The following is a 19662-nucleotide window of genomic DNA, read 5'->3' on the forward strand; positions in this document are numbered from 1 at the left end:
TGCGCCAACGGCGCGAGGTGACGCGGAGTTGAGAGCAACGAGGGAAGCGATTTACTCGCCCTGGACATCAGTGGGCCAAGTGGCTACACTGACCCTTTGCGCTGCCTGTTAGCTGCCTCCTGCCCGTCACCAGGGGCATACCCTCGCAAGAGCACAGTGGACCGAAGCCCTGACCAGGGATTCTGTCTTCGTGTCCTGCTTGGGACCGGTACGCGCGTAGTGAGTCCGAGCCCTCGGAAGGACCCCCTCTTGGCCGCCTCGCGCAACGCCTCGACCGCGAATACGAACAACGGCGCAAGCACCGCCCCGCTGCGCATCTCCTTTGCAAAGATCAAGGAGCCCCTCGAGGTTCCGAACCTCCTCGCGCTGCAGACCGAGAGCTTTGACTGGCTGCTCGGCAACGCCGCGTGGAAGGCTCGTGTCGAGGCGGCTCTGGAGTCCGGACAGGACGTCCCCACCAAGTCCGGTCTGGAGGAGATCTTCGAGGAGATCTCGCCGATCGAGGACTTCTCCGGGTCGATGTCGCTGACCTTCCGCGACCACCGCTTCGAGCCTCCCAAGAACTCGATCGACGAGTGCAAGGAGCGCGACTTCACGTACGCCGCGCCGCTCTTCGTCACGGCCGAGTTCACCAACAACGAGACCGGCGAGATCAAGTCCCAGACGGTCTTCATGGGCGACTTCCCGCTCATGACCAACAAGGGCACCTTCGTCATCAACGGCACCGAGCGTGTCGTGGTGTCGCAGCTGGTCCGCTCGCCGGGTGTCTACTTCGACTCCTCCATCGACAAGACGTCCGACAAGGACATCTTCTCCGCCAAGATCATCCCGTCCCGGGGTGCCTGGCTGGAGATGGAGATCGACAAGCGCGACATGGTCGGTGTCCGCATCGACCGCAAGCGCAAGCAGTCCGTGACCGTCCTCCTGAAGGCCCTCGGCTGGACCACCGAGCAGATCCTGCAGGAGTTCGGCGAGTACGAGTCGATGCGCGCCACCCTGGAGAAGGACCACACCCAGGGCCAGGACGACGCGCTGCTCGACATCTACCGCAAGCTCCGTCCGGGCGAGCCGCCGACGCGCGAGGCCGCTCAGACGCTGCTCGAGAACCTCTACTTCAACCCCAAGCGCTACGACCTCGCGAAGGTCGGCCGCTACAAGGTGAACAAGAAGCTCGGCGCGTCCGTGCCGCTCGACGCCGGTGTGCTGACCGTGGACGACATCATCGCCACGATCAAGTACCTGGTGAAGCTGCACGCGGGTGAGACCGAGACGGTCGGCGAGAACGGCACCCAGATCGTCGTCGAGACCGACGACATCGACCACTTCGGCAACCGTCGTCTGCGCAACGTCGGCGAGCTCATCCAGAACCAGGTCCGTACGGGTCTGGCCCGGATGGAGCGCGTCGTGCGCGAGCGCATGACGACCCAGGACGTCGAGGCGATCACGCCGCAGACGCTGATCAACATCCGGCCGGTCGTCGCCTCCATCAAGGAGTTCTTCGGCACCAGCCAGCTGTCGCAGTTCATGGACCAGAACAACCCGCTGTCGGGTCTCACCCACAAGCGCCGCCTGTCGGCTCTTGGCCCGGGTGGTCTCTCCCGTGAGCGGGCCGGCTTCGAGGTCCGTGACGTGCACCCGTCCCACTACGGCCGCATGTGCCCGATCGAGACCCCCGAAGGCCCGAACATCGGTCTGATCGGCTCGCTCGCCTCCTACGGCCGGGTCAACGCGTTCGGCTTCGTCGAGACGCCGTACCGCAAGGTCGTCGAGGGCCAGGTGACCGACGAGGTCGACTACCTGACCGCCGACGAGGAGGACCGCTTCGTCATCGCCCAGGCCAACGCGCCGCTGACCGACGAGCTCCGGTTCGCCGAGAGCCGCGTGCTGGTCCGCCGCCGTGGCGGCGAGGTCGACTACGTCGCGCCCGACGACGTGGACTACATGGACGTCTCGCCGCGCCAGATGGTGTCGGTCGCGACCGCCATGATCCCGTTCCTCGAGCACGACGACGCCAACCGTGCCCTCATGGGCGCGAACATGATGCGCCAGGCCGTTCCGCTCATCAAGGCGGAGGCGCCGCTGGTCGGCACCGGCATGGAGTACCGCTGTGCCACCGACGCCGGCGACGTCATCAAGGCCGAGAAGGACGGTGTCATCCAGGAGGTCTCGGCCGACTACGTCACCGTCGCCAACGACGACGGCACGTACACCACGTACCGCGTCGCGAAGTTCTCCCGCTCCAACCAGGGCACCTCGGTCAACCAGAAGGTCGTCGTCTCCGAGGGCGACCGGGTGATCGAGGGCCAGGTCCTCGCCGACGGCCCGGCCACCGAGAACGGTGAGATGGCGCTCGGCAAGAACCTGCTGGTCGCGTTCATGCCGTGGGAGGGTCACAACTACGAGGACGCGATCATCCTGTCGCAGCGCCTCGTGCAGGACGACGTCCTCTCCTCGATCCACATCGAGGAGCACGAGGTCGACGCCCGTGACACCAAGCTCGGCCCGGAGGAGATCACCCGGGACATCCCGAACGTCTCCGAGGAGGTCCTCGCCGACCTCGACGAGCGCGGCATCATCCGGATCGGTGCCGAGGTCGTCGCCGGCGACATCCTGGTCGGCAAGGTCACGCCCAAGGGTGAGACCGAGCTGACCCCGGAGGAGCGCCTGCTCCGCGCGATCTTCGGTGAGAAGGCCCGTGAGGTCCGTGACACCTCGCTGAAGGTGCCGCACGGCGAGACCGGCAAGGTCATCGGCGTACGCGTCTTCGACCGCGAGGAGGGCGACGAGCTTCCCCCCGGTGTGAACCAGCTGGTGCGCGTGTACGTGGCGCAGAAGCGGAAGATCACCGACGGTGACAAGCTCGCCGGCCGTCACGGCAACAAGGGTGTCATCTCCAAGATCCTGCCGATCGAGGACATGCCGTTCCTGGAGGACGGCACCCCGGTCGACATCATCCTCAACCCGCTGGGTGTGCCGTCCCGAATGAACCCGGGACAGGTGCTGGAGATCCACCTCGGCTGGCTCGCCAGCCGCGGCTGGGACGTCTCCGGCCTGGCCGACGAGTGGGCGCAGCGCCTCCAGGTGATCGGCGCCGACAAGGTCGAGCCCGGTACCAACGTCGCCACGCCCGTCTTCGACGGTGCGCGTGAGGACGAGCTGGCCGGCCTGCTCCAGCACACCATCCCCAACCGCGACGGCGACCGCATGGTGCTGCCGTCCGGCAAGGCGAGGCTGTTCGACGGCCGCTCCGGCGAGCCGTTCCCGGAGCCGATCTCGGTCGGCTACATGTACATCCTCAAGCTCCACCACCTGGTCGACGACAAGCTCCACGCGCGTTCGACCGGTCCGTACTCGATGATCACCCAGCAGCCGCTGGGTGGTAAGGCCCAGTTCGGTGGCCAGCGCTTCGGTGAGATGGAGGTGTGGGCGCTGGAGGCATACGGCGCCGCCTACGCCCTCCAGGAGCTGCTGACCATCAAGTCCGACGACGTCACCGGCCGTGTGAAGGTCTACGAGGCCATCGTCAAGGGCGAGAACATCCCTGAGCCCGGCATCCCGGAGTCCTTCAAGGTGCTCATCAAGGAGATGCAGTCCCTGTGCCTCAACGTGGAGGTGCTGTCCTCGGACGGCATGTCCATCGAGATGCGCGACACCGACGAGGACGTCTTCCGCGCTGCGGAAGAGCTCGGCATCGACCTGTCCCGGCGCGAGCCGAGCAGCGTCGAAGAGGTCTGACGGGTCTGGTCGGGGCCTCCTCGTGAGGCCCCGGCCCTGCCCCGGACCCGTACAGACCATGATTGAGACTCAACCCTGAGAGGGATTGACGCATAGTGCTCGACGTCAACTTCTTCGACGAGCTGCGGATCGGCCTGGCCACCGCGGACGACATCCGTCAGTGGTCCCACGGCGAGGTCAAGAAGCCGGAGACCATCAACTACCGCACCCTCAAGCCCGAGAAGGACGGACTCTTCTGCGAGAAGATCTTCGGTCCGACCCGGGACTGGGAGTGCTACTGCGGCAAGTACAAGCGTGTCCGCTTCAAGGGCATCATCTGTGAGCGGTGTGGCGTCGAGGTCACCCGCGCTAAGGTGCGCCGTGAGCGGATGGGCCACATCGAGCTGGCCGCTCCCGTCACCCACATCTGGTACTTCAAGGGCGTCCCGTCCCGCCTGGGCTACCTGCTGGACCTGGCCCCGAAGGACCTCGAGAAGGTCATCTACTTCGCCGCGTACATGATCACGTACGTGGACGAGGAGCGCCGCACGCGCGACCTGCCCTCGCTGGAGGCCCACGTCTCCGTCGAGCGCCAGCAGATCGAGAACCGCCGCGACGCCGACCTCGAGGCCCGCGCCAAGAAGCTCGAGACCGACCTGGCCGAGCTCGAGGCCGAGGGTGCCAAGGCCGACGTGCGCCGCAAGGTGCGCGAGGGCGCCGAGCGTGAGATGAAGCAGCTCCGCGACCGCGCCCAGCGCGAGATCGACCGTCTCGACGAGGTGTGGAGCCGCTTCAAGAACCTCAAGGTCCAGGACCTCGAGGGCGACGAGCTGCTCTACCGCGAGCTGCGCGACCGCTTCGGCACGTACTTCGACGGTTCGATGGGTGCCGCGGCGCTGCAGAAGCGCCTGGAGTCCTTCGACCTGGAGGAGGAGGCCGAGCGTCTCCGCGAGATCATCCGTACCGGCAAGGGCCAGAAGAAGACCCGTGCGCTCAAGCGCCTCAAGGTCGTCTCCGCGTTCCTGCAGACCAGCAACAGCCCCAAGGGCATGGTGCTGGACTGCGTGCCGGTCATCCCGCCGGACCTGCGTCCGATGGTGCAGCTGGACGGTGGCCGCTTCGCGACCTCCGACCTGAACGACCTGTACCGCCGCGTCATCAACCGCAACAACCGCCTCAAGCGTCTCCTTGACCTCGGTGCCCCCGAGATCATCGTGAACAACGAGAAGCGGATGCTGCAGGAGGCCGTCGACGCCCTGTTCGACAACGGCCGCCGCGGCCGCCCGGTCACGGGCCCCGGTAACCGCCCGCTGAAGTCCCTCAGCGACATGCTGAAGGGCAAGCAGGGCCGGTTCCGCCAGAACCTGCTCGGTAAGCGAGTCGACTACTCGGCGCGTTCCGTCATCGTCGTCGGCCCGCAGCTCAAGCTGCACCAGTGCGGTCTGCCCAAGGCCATGGCGCTGGAGCTCTTCAAGCCGTTCGTGATGAAGCGCCTGGTCGACCTGAACCACGCGCAGAACATCAAGTCGGCCAAGCGCATGGTCGAGCGCGGCCGCACCGTGGTGTACGACGTCCTCGAAGAGGTCATCGCCGAGCACCCGGTGCTGCTGAACCGCGCGCCCACCCTGCACCGCCTCGGCATCCAGGCCTTCGAGCCGCAGCTGGTCGAGGGCAAGGCCATCCAGATCCACCCGCTCGTCTGCACCGCGTTCAACGCGGACTTCGACGGTGACCAGATGGCCGTGCACCTGCCGCTGTCCGCGGAGGCGCAGGCCGAGGCCCGCATCCTGATGCTGTCCTCGAACAACATCCTCAAGCCGGCCGACGGCCGTCCGGTCACCATGCCTACCCAGGACATGGTGCTGGGCCTCTTCTTCCTCACCACGGACGAGGAGGAGCGCGAGGTGCGCGGCGAGGGCCGCGCGTTCAACTCCACCGCCGAGGCGATCATGGCCTTCGACGCCCGGGAGCTCTCGCTCCAGGCGAAGGTCGACATCCGCTTCCCGATCGGCACCGTCCCGCCGCGTGGCTGGACCCCGCCGGTCGCCGAGGAGGGTGAGCCGCAGTGGCAGCAGGGTGACTCGTTCCGCCTGCGGACGACCCTGGGCCGCGCGCTCTTCAACGAGCTGCTGCCCGAGGACTACCCGTTCGTCGACTACTCGGTGGGCAAGAAGCAGCTCTCCGAGATCGTCAACGACCTCGCCGAGCGCTACCCCAAGGTCATCGTGGCGGCGACGCTCGACAACCTGAAGGCGGCCGGCTTCTACTGGGCGACCCGTTCCGGTGTCACCGTCGCCATCTCCGACGTCGTCGTTCCCGAGGCGAAGAAGGAGATCGTCAAGGGCTACGAGGCGCAGGACGAGAAGGTCCAGAAGCAGTACGAGCGCGGTCTGATCACCAAGGAAGAGCGCACGCAGGAGCTCATCGCGATCTGGACCAAGGCGACCAACGAGGTCGCCGAGGCGATGAACGCGAACTTCCCCAAGACGAACCCCATCTTCATGATGGTTGACTCGGGTGCCCGAGGAAACATGATGCAGATGCGGCAGATCGCCGGTATGCGTGGTCTGGTGTCGAACGCCAAGAACGAGACCATCCCGCGTCCGATCAAGGCGTCCTTCCGCGAGGGCCTGTCCGTGCTGGAGTACTTCATCTCCACGCACGGTGCCCGTAAGGGTCTGGCGGACACCGCCCTGCGTACCGCCGACTCGGGTTACCTCACCCGTCGTCTGGTGGACGTCTCGCAGGACGTCATCATCCGCGAGGAGGACTGCGGCACCGAGCGCGGTCTGAAGCTGCGGATCGCCGAGCGCGACGCCGACGGCGTGCTGCGCAAGGCGGACGACGTCGAGACCTCCGTGTACGCGCGGATGCTCGCCGAGGACGTCGTCGTGGACGGCAAGGTCATCGCGCCGGCCAACGTCGACCTGGGTGACGTGCTCATCGACGCCCTGGTCAACGCGGGCGTCGAGGAGGTCAAGACCCGCTCGGTCCTGACCTGTGAGTCCGCGGTCGGCACCTGTGCCTTCTGCTACGGCCGTTCGCTCGCCACCGGCAAGCTGGTCGACATCGGTGAGGCGGTCGGCATCATCGCCGCCCAGTCCATCGGTGAGCCCGGTACCCAGCTCACGATGCGTACCTTCCACACCGGTGGTGTGGCCGGTGACGACATCACCCAGGGTCTGCCCCGTGTCGTCGAGCTCTTCGAGGCCCGTACGCCCAAGGGTGTCGCCCCGATCTCCGAGGCCTCCGGCCGCGTGCGGATCGAGGAGACGGAGAAGACCAAGAAGATCGTCGTCACCCCGGACGACGGCAGCGACGAGACGGCGTACCCGATCTCCAAGCGCGCCAAGGTCCTGGTCACCGAGGGCGACCATGTCGAGGTGGGCCAGAAGCTCACCGCGGGTGCCACCAACCCGCACGACGTGCTGCGCATCCTCGGCCAGCGCGCCGTCCAGGTCCACCTGGTCGGCGAGGTCCAGAAGGTCTACAACTCGCAGGGCGTGTCGATCCACGACAAGCACATCGAGATCATCATCCGGCAGATGCTGCGCCGCGTGACGATCATCGAGTCCGGCGACGCGGAGCTGCTGCCGGGCGAGCTGGTCGAGCGGTCGAAGTTCGAGTCCGAGAACCGTCGTGTGGTCACCGAGGGCGGTCACCCCGCCTCCGGCCGTCCGCAGCTGATGGGTATCACCAAGGCCTCGCTCGCCACCGAGTCGTGGCTGTCGGCGGCGTCCTTCCAGGAGACGACCAGGGTCCTCACCGACGCGGCGATCAACGCCAAGTCGGACTCCCTGATCGGCCTCAAGGAGAACGTCATCATCGGTAAGCTCATCCCGGCCGGTACGGGCCTGTCCCGCTACCGCAACATCCGGGTCGAGCCGACCGAGGAGGCCAAGGCCGCGATGTACTCGGCCGTCGGCTACGACGACATCGACTACTCGCCGTTCGGCACCGGCTCCGGCCAGGCCGTCCCGCTGGAGGACTACGACTACGGTCCGTACAACCAGTAAGCGAGCAGTTCGAGCCGCTTGAGAAGGGCGGCCACCCCGTTTCGCACGGGGTGGCCGCCCTTCGGCGTTTCCCGGGCCGCCGGGACGTTATGATCCGGTTCGGCGCTGGGCGTGAAAGCCCGTTCCAGGACGGGGAGTTGGGAAGGCGGGGGAGTGGAGACGGCTCGGCTCTCGTTCGGCCTGGCGGCAGCGGTGGTCGTCCCCCTCGGGGCGGGCTGGCATCGCTCCCGGGCCGGACTGACCGTTCTGTTCTCGCTCGGCTACGGGCTCTACGCCATAGCCCCCTACCGCGACGAGGGCCGGCCGTGGGGCGCTCTGGCCGCGGCCGCCCTGCTGGCGGGTTCGGTGGCCCTGTGGCACCGCTCGGCGGACGCCGGAGGCGTGGGGCTCACCCTCACACTTCCCCTGTCCACGGGGAACCTGCCGCTGTCCAGGCGCCTGGGTGCGGCCGCCTTCGGGGCGGCTGTCCTGCTGTCGTCGTGGGTGGCGGGCGCGACGACCGCCTCGCTCGGTGCCGACCTGCTGCTGAGCGACCGCGCGGCCGTGGTTCTCTCCGCTCTCCTCATCGCCGTGTTCGGTGGCGGTGTGCTGGCCGCGGTCGCCACCGGGCCGGTGGTCCGGGAGATCGAGTCCCTTCCGGCCGGCCCCGAGCGGGACGCCGCCACGGAGTTCATGAACAGCGGCGGGCGGGCCATCGGCCTGCTGGAGCGGGGTCTCCTCTTCGCCTTCCTGGCGGCCGGGCAGCCGGAGGCGGCCGCGCTGGTGCTCGCGGCCAAGTCCCTGGCGCGCGTTCCGGCGGCGGACCACGGCACCCATGCCTCCGAGTACTTCCTGATCGGTACCCTGGCGAGCGTCATCGCGGCGCTGACGATGAGCATGGCCGCTCGCGCGGTGATGGGGCTGCCCGTCCTCTAGGAGAGCTTGTGGAGCTGACCGAGCACCCGCTGATCCGGAAACTGCTGGCGCTCGGCCTCCCGGCCGCCGACTACGTGATAGCGGGGAGCGGGCCACTGCTCGCCCACGGTCTCAGGGACACGGTCGGGGACCTCGACATCGTCGCCCGTGGAGCGGCGTGGCGGATGGTGCTGGGCCGGGCCGATCCCGTGCCGGCGCCCTCCGGTCACGGCCGCGTGGTGATGCTCTGCGGAGGCGGGATCGAGGTCTTCGACCGCTGGCTGCCGGGTACTCGTGACCCCGACGAGATGATCAACGGCGCGGAGTGGGTGCGCGGCATCCCCTTCTGCCCCTTGCGTGAGGTCCTGATGTGGAAGGAGCGGTACGACCGGGAGAAGGACCGGGAGGACGTCCGGCTGATCCGGGAACACCTCCGGAACGCCCGGACCGGTCGCGCCGAGGTCTCGCCGGACATGCCGTGAGGGCAGGTGGCTGACCGTGCTCCTCCGCATTTGTTTTGACCCCAGTCCATACGGTAGGTACGCTCAGACCTTGTGCCTGGGGTGTGCCTGGGCTCCTGTGCGTGTCCTCAACCGCATGGCGAGTCGAGCATCGGCCACCGCGATCTGCGCCCCTTCCCGCCTCGCGGCGGGAGTTCGCAGCATTCGACACACCCGACCGCGTGGGTCGGCGACGTTCCAGGTTAGCTTTACTAACGGCACACAGAAACCGGAGAAGTAGTGCCTACGATCCAGCAGCTGGTCCGGAAGGGCCGGCAGGACAAGGTCGAGAAGAACAAGACGCCCGCACTCGAGGGTTCCCCTCAGCGTCGCGGCGTCTGCACGCGCGTGTTCACGACCACCCCGAAGAAGCCGAACTCGGCCCTGCGTAAGGTCGCGCGTGTGCGTCTGACCAGCGGGATCGAGGTTACGGCCTACATTCCGGGTGAGGGACACAACCTGCAGGAGCACTCCATCGTGCTCGTGCGTGGCGGCCGTGTGAAGGACCTGCCGGGTGTTCGTTACAAGATCATCCGCGGCTCGCTCGACACCCAGGGTGTCAAGAACCGCAAGCAGGCCCGCAGCCGCTACGGCGCCAAGAAGGAGAAGTAAGAATGCCTCGTAAGGGCCCCGCCCCGAAGCGCCCGGTCATCATCGACCCGGTCTACGGTTCTCCTCTGGTGACCTCGCTCATCAACAAGATCCTGCTCAACGGCAAGCGTTCCACCGCCGAGCGGATCGTCTACGGCGCCATGGAAGGCCTCCGCGAGAAGACCGGCAACGACCCGGTCATCACGCTGAAGCGCGCCCTCGAGAACGTCAAGCCGTCTCTTGAGGTCAAGTCCCGCCGTGTCGGTGGCGCCACCTACCAGGTGCCGATCGAGGTCAAGCCCGGTCGTGCCTCCACCCTCGCGCTGCGCTGGCTGGTCGGTTACTCGCGCGCCCGTCGTGAGAAGACCATGACCGAGCGCCTGATGAACGAGCTGCTCGACGCCTCCAACGGCCTCGGCGCCTCGGTCAAGAAGCGCGAGGACACGCACAAGATGGCCGAGTCCAACAAGGCCTTCGCGCACTACCGCTGGTAGTCGCACCCACATCGAGACCGAGAGAAGACTGAAGCCTTATGGCTACCACTTCGCTTGACCTGGCCAAGGTCCGCAACATCGGGATCATGGCCCACATCGACGCGGGCAAGACGACCACCACCGAGCGCATCCTCTTCTACACCGGTGTTTCCTACAAGATCGGTGAAGTCCACGACGGCGCTGCCACGATGGACTGGATGGAGCAGGAGCAGGAGCGCGGCATCACGATCACGTCCGCCGCGACGACCTGCCACTGGCCGCTCGAGGACGTCGACCACACCATCAACATCATCGACACCCCGGGTCACGTCGACTTCACCGTCGAGGTGGAGCGTTCCCTGCGTGTGCTCGACGGTGCCGTGACGGTGTTCGACGGCGTGGCCGGCGTCGAGCCGCAGTCCGAGACCGTGTGGCGTCAGGCGGACCGCTACGGCGTTCCGCGTATCTGCTTCGTCAACAAGCTCGACCGCACCGGTGCCGAGTTCCACCGCTGCGTGGACATGATCAGCGACCGCCTGGGCGCGACGCCGATCGTCATGCAGCTCCCGATCGGTGCCGAGGCCGACTTCAAGGGCGTCATCGACCTCGTCCGCATGAAGGCCCTGGTGTGGTCCGCCGAGGCCGCCAAGGGCGAGATGTACGACGTCGTCGACATCCCGGCCACGCACACCGAGGCCGCCGACGAGTGGCGCGGCAAGCTCCTCGAGACCGTCGCCGAGAACGACGACGAGATCATGGAGCTGTACCTCAACGGCGAGGAGCCGTCCGAGGAGCAGCTGTACGCGGCCATCCGTCGTGTCACCATCGCCTCCGGCAAGTCCGACGGCACCACGGTCACCCCGGTGTTCTGTGGCACCGCGTTCAAGAACAAGGGCGTCCAGCCCCTGCTCGACGCGGTCGTGCGCTACCTCCCCTCCCCCGTCGACATCGAGGCCATCGAGGGCCACGACGTCAAGGACCCGGAGACGGTCGTCAAGCGCAAGCCGTCCGACGACGAGCCGCTGTCGGCGCTGGCGTTCAAGATCATGAGCGACCCGCACCTCGGCAAGCTCACCTTCGTCCGGATCTACTCCGGTCGCCTGGAGTCCGGCACCGCGGTGCTGAACTCGGTCAAGGGCAAGAAGGAGCGCATCGGCAAGATCTACCGTATGCACGCGAACAAGCGTGAGGAGATCGAGTCGGTGGGCGCCGGCGACATCATCGCCGTGATGGGTCTCAAGCAGACCACGACCGGTGAGACGCTGTGCGACGACAAGAACCCGGTGATCCTGGAGTCCATGGACTTCCCGGCGCCGGTCATCGAGGTCGCCATCGAGCCCAAGTCCAAGGGTGACCAGGAGAAGCTGGGTGTCGCCATCCAGCGTCTCGCGGAGGAGGACCCCTCCTTCCAGGTGCACACCAACGAGGAGACCGGCCAGACCGTCATCGGCGGTATGGGCGAGCTTCACCTCGAGGTGCTCGTCGACCGCATGAAGCGCGAGTTCAAGGTCGAGGCCAACGTCGGCAAGCCGCAGGTCGCCTACCGCGAGACGATCCGCAAGACCGTCGAGCGCGTGGACTACACCCACAAGAAGCAGACCGGTGGTACCGGTCAGTTCGCCAAGGTGCAGATCGCGATCGAGCCGATCGAGGGCGGCGACGCCTCGTACGAGTTCGTCAACAAGGTGACCGGTGGCCGTGTGCCGAAGGAGTACATCCCTTCGGTGGACGCCGGTGCGCAGGAGGCCATGCAGTTCGGCATCCTCGCGGGCTACGAGATGACGGGCGTCCGCGTCACGCTTCTCGACGGTGCCTACCACGAGGTGGACTCCTCCGAGCTCGCGTTCAAGATCGCCGGTTCGCAGGCCTTCAAGGAGGCCGCGCGCAAGGCCAGCCCCGTGCTGCTCGAGCCGATGATGGCTGTCGAGGTCACCACGCCCGAGGACTACATGGGCGAGGTCGTCGGCGACATCAACTCCCGCCGTGGCCAGATCCAGGCCATGGAGGAGCGGGCGGGCGCCCGGGTCGTCAAGGGCCTGGTGCCGCTTTCGGAGATGTTCGGCTACGTCGGCGACCTCCGCAGCAAGACCTCGGGTCGCGCAAGCTACTCGATGCAGTTCGACTCCTACGCCGAGGTTCCCAGGAACGTCGCCGAGGAGATCATCGCGAAGGCCAAGGGCGAGTAACTCTTCGGAGTCCACGCTTTAGGCTTGTCACCGGATACTCCGGGGCCACCCGTGCGGATCGCGCGGGTGCCTCGGGGGGCCGGTATCCCAGCAAAGATCACCTGGCGCCGATGAACCAAGGCGTACAGAACCACTCTCAGGAGGAACCCCGTGGCGAAGGCGAAGTTCGAGCGGACTAAGCCGCACGTCAACATCGGCACCATCGGTCACATCGACCACGGTAAGACGACCCTCACGGCCGCCATTACCAAGGTGCTGCACGACAAGTACCCGGACCTGAACGAGGCTTCGGCCTTCGACCAGATCGACAAGGCTCCTGAGGAGCGTCAGCGCGGTATCACCATCTCCATCGCGCACGTCGAGTACCAGACGGAGTCGCGTCACTACGCGCACGTCGACTGCCCGGGTCACGCGGACTACATCAAGAACATGATCACCGGTGCTGCCCAGATGGACGGCGCCATCCTCGTGGTCGCGGCCACCGACGGCCCGATGCCGCAGACCAAGGAGCACGTCCTCCTGGCCCGCCAGGTCGGCGTCCCCTACATCGTCGTCGCGCTGAACAAGGCCGACATGGTGGACGACGAGGAGATCCTGGAGCTCGTCGAGCTCGAGGTGCGTGAGCTCCTCTCCGAGTACGAGTTCCCCGGCGACGACGTTCCGGTCGTCAAGGTCTCCGCTCTGAAGGCGCTCGAGGGCGACCCGGAGTGGGCCGAGTCGGTCCTCAACCTGATGAACGCCGTCGACGAGGCCATCCCGCAGCCGGAGCGCGACGTCGACAAGCCGTTCCTCATGCCGATCGAGGACGTCTTCACGATCACCGGTCGCGGTACGGTCGTCACCGGCCGTATCGAGCGTGGTGTCCTGAAGGTCAACGAGACCGTCGACATCATCGGCATCAAGACCGAGAAGACCACCACCACGGTCACCGGTATCGAGATGTTCCGCAAGCTGCTCGACGAGGGCCAGGCCGGTGAGAACGTCGGTCTGCTCCTCCGTGGCATCAAGCGCGAGGACGTCGAGCGCGGCCAGGTCATCATCAAGCCGGGCTCGGTCACCCCGCACACCGAGTTCGAGGCCCAGGCCTACATCCTGTCGAAGGACGAGGGTGGCCGTCACACCCCGTTCTTCAACAACTACCGCCCGCAGTTCTACTTCCGTACCACGGACGTGACCGGCGTCGTGACCCTCCCCGAGGGCACCGAGATGGTCATGCCGGGCGACAACACCACCATGTCGGTCTCGCTGATTCAGCCGGTCGCCATGGAGGAGGGCCTGAAGTTCGCCATCCGTGAGGGTGGCCGGACCGTCGGCGCCGGCCAGGTCACCAAGATCAACAAGTAATTGTTGGTTTGACCTGGTAGCTCCACACGAGCACCAGCGAGGGCCCCGCACCGTCAGGTGCGGGGCCCTCCTGCTGTTCCGGGCGCCGGCCGGGCGCGGCGGGTCCCGCCGGGCCGGGGGGCGGCGGGTCGGTGATGCCGTCTCGCGGACGGATGCCGCAAGGCCGGGTGTCATCCGGCCTGGCCCGTGACGGATCCTCCGGGCGGTGTCCGGGCCGGCCGCGGGCCCGCACCGCCAGTCGGGCCTCGCGGAACCCTCGGCGGCCAGGGCAGCCCTTCCTGGGACGGCCTCGGCGGCCAGTGCGGCCTGGTGGACGGCCTCGGCGGCCAGTGCGGCGCGGCTCAGCCCTGGGTACGGGCCTGCGGCGCCCACGTCCACGGATAGCCGTCCGCGCCCAGCCCCACCGCCACCGGCCCGCCGGGCCCCACGCGCAGGGTGGCCGACTCCAGGGCCACCGTCCCCCGCGTACGGGTGGCGACGCTCCCGTCCGGCCCGCGGAACACCACCTGCCCGCGCAGGTCCCTGCCGAGCAGCAGCGCACCTCCGGGCGCGCCGGCCGCGGCGACCGGCCCGTACCCGTCGAACGCCGTCCGCCCGGTCGCCGTGCCGTCCAGCCGCACCCCCGTCAGCTCCTTCTTCGCGGGGGCCCGGAAGTACAGCTCCAGGCCCCCGCCGGGAGCCGCGGCCACCGCGACCGGGCCCCCGGACAGCGGCAGCGCGGCGTCCGGACGGAAGACGAGCGGGGCGCCGGGGGAGTCCTGCGTCCAGTGGTGGACGCGCTCCCGGCCGGCCGCGAACAGGTGCACCCGGCCCGCGCCGTCCACCGCGGCGGCCAGCCCGTCCTGGACCTCGGCCCCGCCCAGGTCCCGCCACGGCCCCCACGTGCCGTCGCTCTCGCGGACCCGGCCGCTGACGCCCTTGTCGGCGTTGCGCACGAAGAGGTGGACCCGGCCGTCCCCGCCCGTCACCGCCACCGGCACGCCCAGCCGCCGCCCCCGGTCGTCACCGCGCTCCGGGTTGCCGAGCCCGGTCCAGGCGCGGAACGGGCCGCCCGGCGCGTCCTGCTCCAGCAGCACGATCTCCCGCTTGTTGGCGTGCCCGTGGCCGCCCAGCGCCGCGAACCGCAGCCCGAACAGCAGCTGCCTGCCGTCCGCGAGCCGTGCCGAGCCGAGTCCGGGCGCCAGCGGCCCGCCGCCCAGGTCGTCCGGCTCGCCCCACTGCCCGCTGCCGGCCCGCGTCTCGTGCCAGCGCACCGCGCGCAGGCCCAGCACCCCGTACGCCACCAGTCGCCCGTCGGGTCCGGCGGCGACGACCGGGCCCGCGTCCGGGTAGCGGTAGTGGGTGGCGCGCACCCAGCCCTTCTTGTTGGTGAGCGGGCGGGTGCCGCCCACGCTGTAGTCGCCGCAGCCGCCGCTGTTGCCGCACTGCCACGACGGGTCGCCGCCGTACGGGACGAGGTGCGCGGCCTTCTCCCGGAGCACCTGGGCGGGGAGGTTCTTGGGCCAGTGGCGGTTGTAGTAGCCGCGGAACGACGTGGCGAGGAAGCCGGGTATCGCGCCGCCGTCCTCCGTCGCGTCGGCCACCCAGCGGACCATGGCCGCCCAGCTGAAGCAGGCGACCGCGGTGTGGTCGGCGTGGTCGGAGTAGCCGCGCTGCTCGGAGTCCTTCCTACGGGTCTCCTCGTCGCTGTGCTGGATGTCGGGGTCCGGGTCCAGGGTGTGGATCACCGTGGGCCGGTACTGCTCCATCAGCCCCACCAGGACGTCGACGAGGGCGTCGTAGTCGTAGGTGTCGGCCTTGCGCACCGGGGAGTCGTCGGCCACGACGGTGCGCAGGCCGAGCGCCCGGTCCTTCCACAGGCTGGGCAGCGCCGTCCAGCGGCGCGGGGCGTGCATGGCGAGGTTGAGGAAGATCAGCTCGACCCGGCGGTTGCCGTGGGTGAGGGTGTTGATCTCGGCCCGCCGGTCGCCCCGCAGAGTGATGACGCCCTTGCGCCAGGCGGTGAACCTGTCCAGGCCCAGCATCCGCGCGTACGCCTGGCGGAGGCCCTGGTGGCGGGCGGAGGAGTAGGCCGCCTTGTCGGCGACGGTGTCCTTCCGGCCGGGTATGTGGTTCTTGCCGTCGTGCTCGCCGGCGGTGACGTAGACGGAGACGAGTGGGACTCCGGCGTCCACCATCCGCTGGCTGTCGGGGTTCATGAAGTACAGGTCGTCGTCCGGGTGCGCGGCGATCTGCATCAGCTGGGCGCGGCGCGAACTGGCGACCGGCATCCCGGGCGCCGGGTCGGCGCTGGGGCCGCCCCGCCGGGGCGCGGGCACCGAACAGCCGGTGACGGCAGCCAGGGCGAGCGCGGCGGCGGAGGCGACGACACCCCGGCGCCCGGGCCGGAAAGCGGCAGGGCGCAGCCCTGACACGGTTCTGTCCTTCACGTGTGGTGCTCCGTCCGCTTCCCCCCGCAGCGGATGCCCCCGACTGCGTACCGTCGACTCGGCGGTGGCGGCGGGGCGGGTCGGGCCCCGGTCCGCGACCGTACGTTCGGACAGACGGATTATCGGCGGGCAAGGTTGCCCTGACCGGCCACCGGCTGCGGCACGGGCCCGCGGCGGCCGGGCGGGGCGCGAACCCGGTCGCGGCCCGGCCCGCGCCTGCCGGCTCTGGCGCCGAGGCCCGCGCCACCTGCGCGCGCCGGGTGGCCAAGGTGGATGCCATGCCGCGCAACTGCCGCCGCCGGCCCGCGCCCGTGTGATGCCGGGCGACGCCGAGGAGGGCCGGCGTGAACGCGCGCGGAAGAGCCGGTCGTCCGGCGGGCGTCACGGCGGGCGACCGGCTCTCCCGGCGCCCCGCCCCGCCGTGCTGGCGGTGGGGGGGCGTGGCCGCCGTGGTGTTCCCGAGCGCCACCGCCGACCGTTGGTTCAGGCTGTCGCTCCGTGCGGGCGACGACGAGCCCCGGCCGGCGTATCCGGCTCGCCTGCTGTGCGACCGCCACATCATGACCGCGGTAGAGGCACGCGATCATGTCCAGCAGGCCCGCCGCCGCCCGTGGATGCCCGGCGAGGAGGCCCGCTTACGGAGCGGCGGGGGCTGCACGGGACGACGGCCCTGGCCGTCCTGCTCCTGCCGCAGTGCGCCGACAAGCGGGTGGCGGACCGCCCACTGTCCTCACCGTGGTTCCGGTTCTCCGCCATCCATGGCCGCCGCGTGCCAGGCCTGAATTGGGCGTGGTGCACTGCCGCCCGTGCCTGGAGCCGGGTGCGGGCGGCCGGCCGTGGCGCGGACCCGCCGTGACCTCCGCGCGGCGGGGCGGGTGCGCCGCGTCTCCGGCCTCGGGTGGCGCGTACTCGGTGCCTCCGCGTCGGGAGGCCGGGCTTCGGACGTCCCTTCACGTACGGGCTGGGGGCCCGCCCATCCTGGGGGCCGGCGTCGGCGTTTCCGGGTGCCCCGGCGGTCCAGGTGGCCCCGGTGGTGCCACGGCCGGTCCACCAGGCTCATCCGGCCCACCGGGCCCACTCGTCCAGGTCGATCGCGTTCTTCGCCCGGGTCGTGGACTCCTCCGACGCCGGGCCGCCCGGGTTCTCCGTCGCCAGCGCCTGGCTGGCAGCCGGGACGAACGGCCGCATCCGCGACGCGTACCGCGAGAACTTCATCGACGGCCGGCAGCCGGGGGGAGTCAGTCGTCCCCGAAGACGTCCTCCACGGACAGCGCGGTGACGGCACGGGTGAGTTGGCGGTGCGCGGTTTCGGGGTCCTTGCAGCCGGTGACGAGGCGGTCCCACACATCGGGGGGAACTTCGACGCCGCGCTGCTCCAGCAGGATCAGAATGGCCTGCGCCCAGCCTTCCGCCCAGCCCTCCGCCCGGCCTTCGTCCCGGATCTCTTCGGCGATGGGCGACGTGAAGAAGGAGGGATCGAGAGCCATCGGCAGGTCTCCGGGTGAGCGGCGGGTCGGGTCGCGTGCGAGGGTCGGCCACGGAGAGTGACCGACCCTGATCCGGTGCTGCCCATGGACAGCACCGGGTGCTACTCCTCGGCGAAGATCCCCTCGGCGGACGTGGCGGTGGGGGCCCGCAGCAGCCATCGGTGCAGGACGTCGAGGTCGTCGCAGCCGGTGATGCGCGCCCGCGTCTCGTCGGGGACCTCGACGCCGCGCTGTGCCAGCAACAGCAGGATGCTCTCCGCGACACCTGTCGCCCGGCCCTCGGCTCGTCCTTCGGCCCGGCCTTCGTCCCGGACTTCTTCCGCGATGGGCGACGTGAAGAACGACAGATCAACGGCCATCAGGTGCCTCCACAGCTGTGCGGCCGGGCGACTGCCCAGGCCTTGTGCGATGAGTTCGGCGAGGGGGTACGAGAGCTCTTGTGGTACGTCGCGCAGGGCGCCGGAGACTGCCTTCAGTATGGCATCGAGGTCCGGATCACCGGCGTGTGCGATGGCGGCCAGCGTGGTGAGCGCCAGGTCCTTCCGGGCTTCGGCGGTGCTGGTGATCACCGGCATGTTGTGCGGACCGACCACCAGGGGGCGCAGGGTGAGCGCGGCCCACTGGGCCGGGCCGATGTGGACCGGGCGGGCGGCCCATTCGGCGGTCGCCCGGTCCTGGCAGACGACCAGCAGCAGTGGCGGAAGCCGGTACTTCGTGTGCAGGTAGGACAGGTAGTACGCCCAGCTCGCGGGCTTCGTGACGTCCTTCTTTCCCTGTGCCTCGACGGCCAGCAGGAAGGACCCGTCCTCCTCCGTGTCGAACCGGAGCAGTGTGTCCACGCGGCGTTCGACGGGCCTGGCCTCGGTGAGGTCGGTCGGCAGGACCGTGATGGACGTGGGAGGCGGTAAGGAGATGCCCAGCACCTCGGAGACACGGGTGAAGAGCTCCGGGTACTCCTGGAAGATGCGGTGCATCGCCTCATGGGGTGAACTGACCATGCGGTTCCTGTCGAGGTGAGGTAAGTGGCCCGGTACTCGACGCGGCGCCGGGCCGGCAGTGAAGTGGAACGGCCGGGAGGGTGCTCGGACCGGTGGTCCGCCGGGTGGCGCCCGTGGTCAGGCCCTCGCCCGGAATGCTGGTCCCGGCCGGGGGCCGCCGTGAGTCCGGGTCGGGTGTCGGGGCGAGCGTAGAACGGGAAACCGGCCCGGAAGGTCGCCCAATTGAGCGATTCACTCCTGTGAGTGAGGCCGCCCGGCGGGTGGGAGGGGTGGTGTCCGGCCTGGGCCGCCGGAAGACGTGGAGGCGGTCGCCACGTGCGGCGACACGAGGTTTAGCTCGGCCCACACCGTCTTGCCCGGCACCGGCTCGGGCACCACTCCCCACCGGTCGCTCAGAGCCTCCACGATCACAAGCCCCCGCCCCGACTCGTCGCCGTCGGTGGACGGCGCGGAGTGGCACGGGAGTACGGATGCGTGGCAGGGCGGGAGTGATCATCAGACGGATATGCCGGGAGGGCCGACTGGCGGAACAGTAGGTTGGGCAGGAGCGAACGTCGTTGACGAGGGGGAGTCCATGACCTGGGACCAGTGGACACAGATCAAGACCGAGGCGACGGCCCGCCAGGAGGCCCAGACGCGTCTGAACCAGGTTGCCCCGGCAGGGGGCGGGGGTACCACGCCCGACCTGGCCGCGAGCACAGCCCGGAAACAGGCAGCCGCGAAGGCGATCGGTGAAGACCTGGAGCCGGGCGTACGCAGGGACGGCGAGCATGCTGCGGAGAGCACACGCACCGCGGTCAAGGAGTTCGGCCCAAGGGATGGGTACGGCTGGGACACCTCGAACGCCCTCAAGAAGGCGCAGGAGACGTGGCAGAAGCAGGTCATGACGCTGCTCGGTCGCTTGGCGGCGGAAAGGGGCCTCTTGACCAGGACGGCGGTCGAATTCGGGAACATTGAGCTCGACATCGCCGCGCGGATGGCGCGAGAGTCCAGGATCAACAGCGCCTGACCAGTTGGCCAACCGTTTCGG

13 protein-coding genes and 1 pseudogene are annotated in these 19662 nt (G+C 68.9%); 9 read left to right on the forward strand and 5 right to left on the reverse strand.

The window, feature by feature from the left end; all coding sequences use genetic code 11:
- The first annotated feature begins 249 nt into the window (after window positions 1-249).
- The 8 genes from rpoB to tuf all read left to right on the forward strand — a co-directional run bounded on the left by rpoB (window position 250) and on the right by tuf (window position 13718).
- A complete protein-coding gene (rpoB, locus tag AB0H53_RS22405; protein WP_362116054.1) occupies window positions 250-3735 on the forward strand; it encodes a DNA-directed RNA polymerase subunit beta in 3486 nt (1161 codons plus the stop codon).
- A gap of 95 nt (window positions 3736-3830) precedes the next feature.
- Complete coding sequence (locus AB0H53_RS22410) at window positions 3831-7730, forward strand: DNA-directed RNA polymerase subunit beta' (RefSeq protein ID WP_362116057.1); 3900 nt, start codon at window positions 3831-3833, stop codon at window positions 7728-7730.
- Between the two features lie 153 nt (window positions 7731-7883).
- Window positions 7884-8645, forward strand: coding sequence for a hypothetical protein (locus tag AB0H53_RS22415; protein ID WP_362116060.1), 762 nt, complete (start codon window positions 7884-7886; stop codon window positions 8643-8645).
- Window positions 8646-8653: 8 nt separating this feature from the next.
- A complete protein-coding gene (locus tag AB0H53_RS22420) occupies window positions 8654-9106 on the forward strand; it encodes a hypothetical protein (RefSeq protein ID WP_362116063.1) in 453 nt (150 codons plus the stop codon).
- A gap of 258 nt (window positions 9107-9364) precedes the next feature.
- A complete protein-coding gene (gene rpsL, locus AB0H53_RS22425) occupies window positions 9365-9736 on the forward strand; it encodes a 30S ribosomal protein S12 (RefSeq protein WP_003948652.1) in 372 nt (123 codons plus the stop codon).
- 2 nt (window positions 9737-9738) lie between these two features.
- Complete coding sequence (rpsG, locus tag AB0H53_RS22430) at window positions 9739-10209, forward strand: 30S ribosomal protein S7 (RefSeq protein ID WP_031076642.1); 471 nt, start codon at window positions 9739-9741, stop codon at window positions 10207-10209.
- A gap of 38 nt (window positions 10210-10247) precedes the next feature.
- Window positions 10248-12374, forward strand: coding sequence for an elongation factor G (gene fusA, locus AB0H53_RS22435; protein ID WP_362116066.1), 2127 nt, complete (start codon window positions 10248-10250; stop codon window positions 12372-12374).
- A 150-nt stretch (window positions 12375-12524) separates the two neighbouring features.
- Window positions 12525-13718, forward strand: a complete 1194-nt coding sequence (tuf, locus tag AB0H53_RS22440; protein ID WP_362116069.1) for an elongation factor Tu — start codon at window positions 12525-12527, stop codon at window positions 13716-13718.
- A 341-nt stretch (window positions 13719-14059) separates the two neighbouring features.
- Here tuf and AB0H53_RS22445 read toward each other — a convergent pair whose 3' ends face one another.
- From AB0H53_RS22445 to AB0H53_RS22465, 5 genes and pseudogenes are all read right to left on the reverse strand, one after another.
- Entirely contained in the window at window positions 14060-16147 is a 2088-nt protein-coding gene (locus AB0H53_RS22445) for a PIG-L family deacetylase (RefSeq protein ID WP_362116072.1), read from the reverse strand.
- Window positions 16148-17203: 1056 nt separating this feature from the next.
- Window positions 17204-17362 (reverse strand): hypothetical protein, encoded by a 159-nt coding sequence (locus AB0H53_RS22450; RefSeq protein ID WP_362116075.1) that lies wholly within the window; start codon window positions 17360-17362, stop codon window positions 17204-17206.
- Between the two features lie 23 nt (window positions 17363-17385).
- On the reverse strand, window positions 17386-17634 hold the full coding sequence (locus AB0H53_RS22455) for a hypothetical protein (protein ID WP_362116077.1): 249 nt from the start codon (window positions 17632-17634) through the stop codon (window positions 17386-17388).
- A 101-nt stretch (window positions 17635-17735) separates the two neighbouring features.
- Window positions 17736-18632 carry a hypothetical protein gene (locus AB0H53_RS22460; protein WP_362116080.1) on the reverse strand — a complete coding sequence of 299 codons (897 nt, stop codon included), beginning with the start codon at window positions 18630-18632 and terminating at the stop codon, window positions 17736-17738.
- 231 nt (window positions 18633-18863) lie between these two features.
- Window positions 18864-19061, reverse strand: a pseudogene (locus AB0H53_RS22465) (ATP-binding protein); the annotation flags it as partial.
- Window positions 19062-19206: 145 nt separating this feature from the next.
- Here AB0H53_RS22465 and AB0H53_RS22470 point away from each other — a divergent pair.
- Complete coding sequence (locus tag AB0H53_RS22470; protein ID WP_362116083.1) at window positions 19207-19641, forward strand: hypothetical protein; 435 nt, start codon at window positions 19207-19209, stop codon at window positions 19639-19641.
- Window positions 19642-19662: the final 21 nt, after the last annotated feature.

The organism is Streptomyces sp. NPDC050856, from assembly GCF_040653855.1.
In the GTDB taxonomy this organism is placed as follows: domain Bacteria; phylum Actinomycetota; class Actinomycetes; order Streptomycetales; family Streptomycetaceae; genus Streptomyces.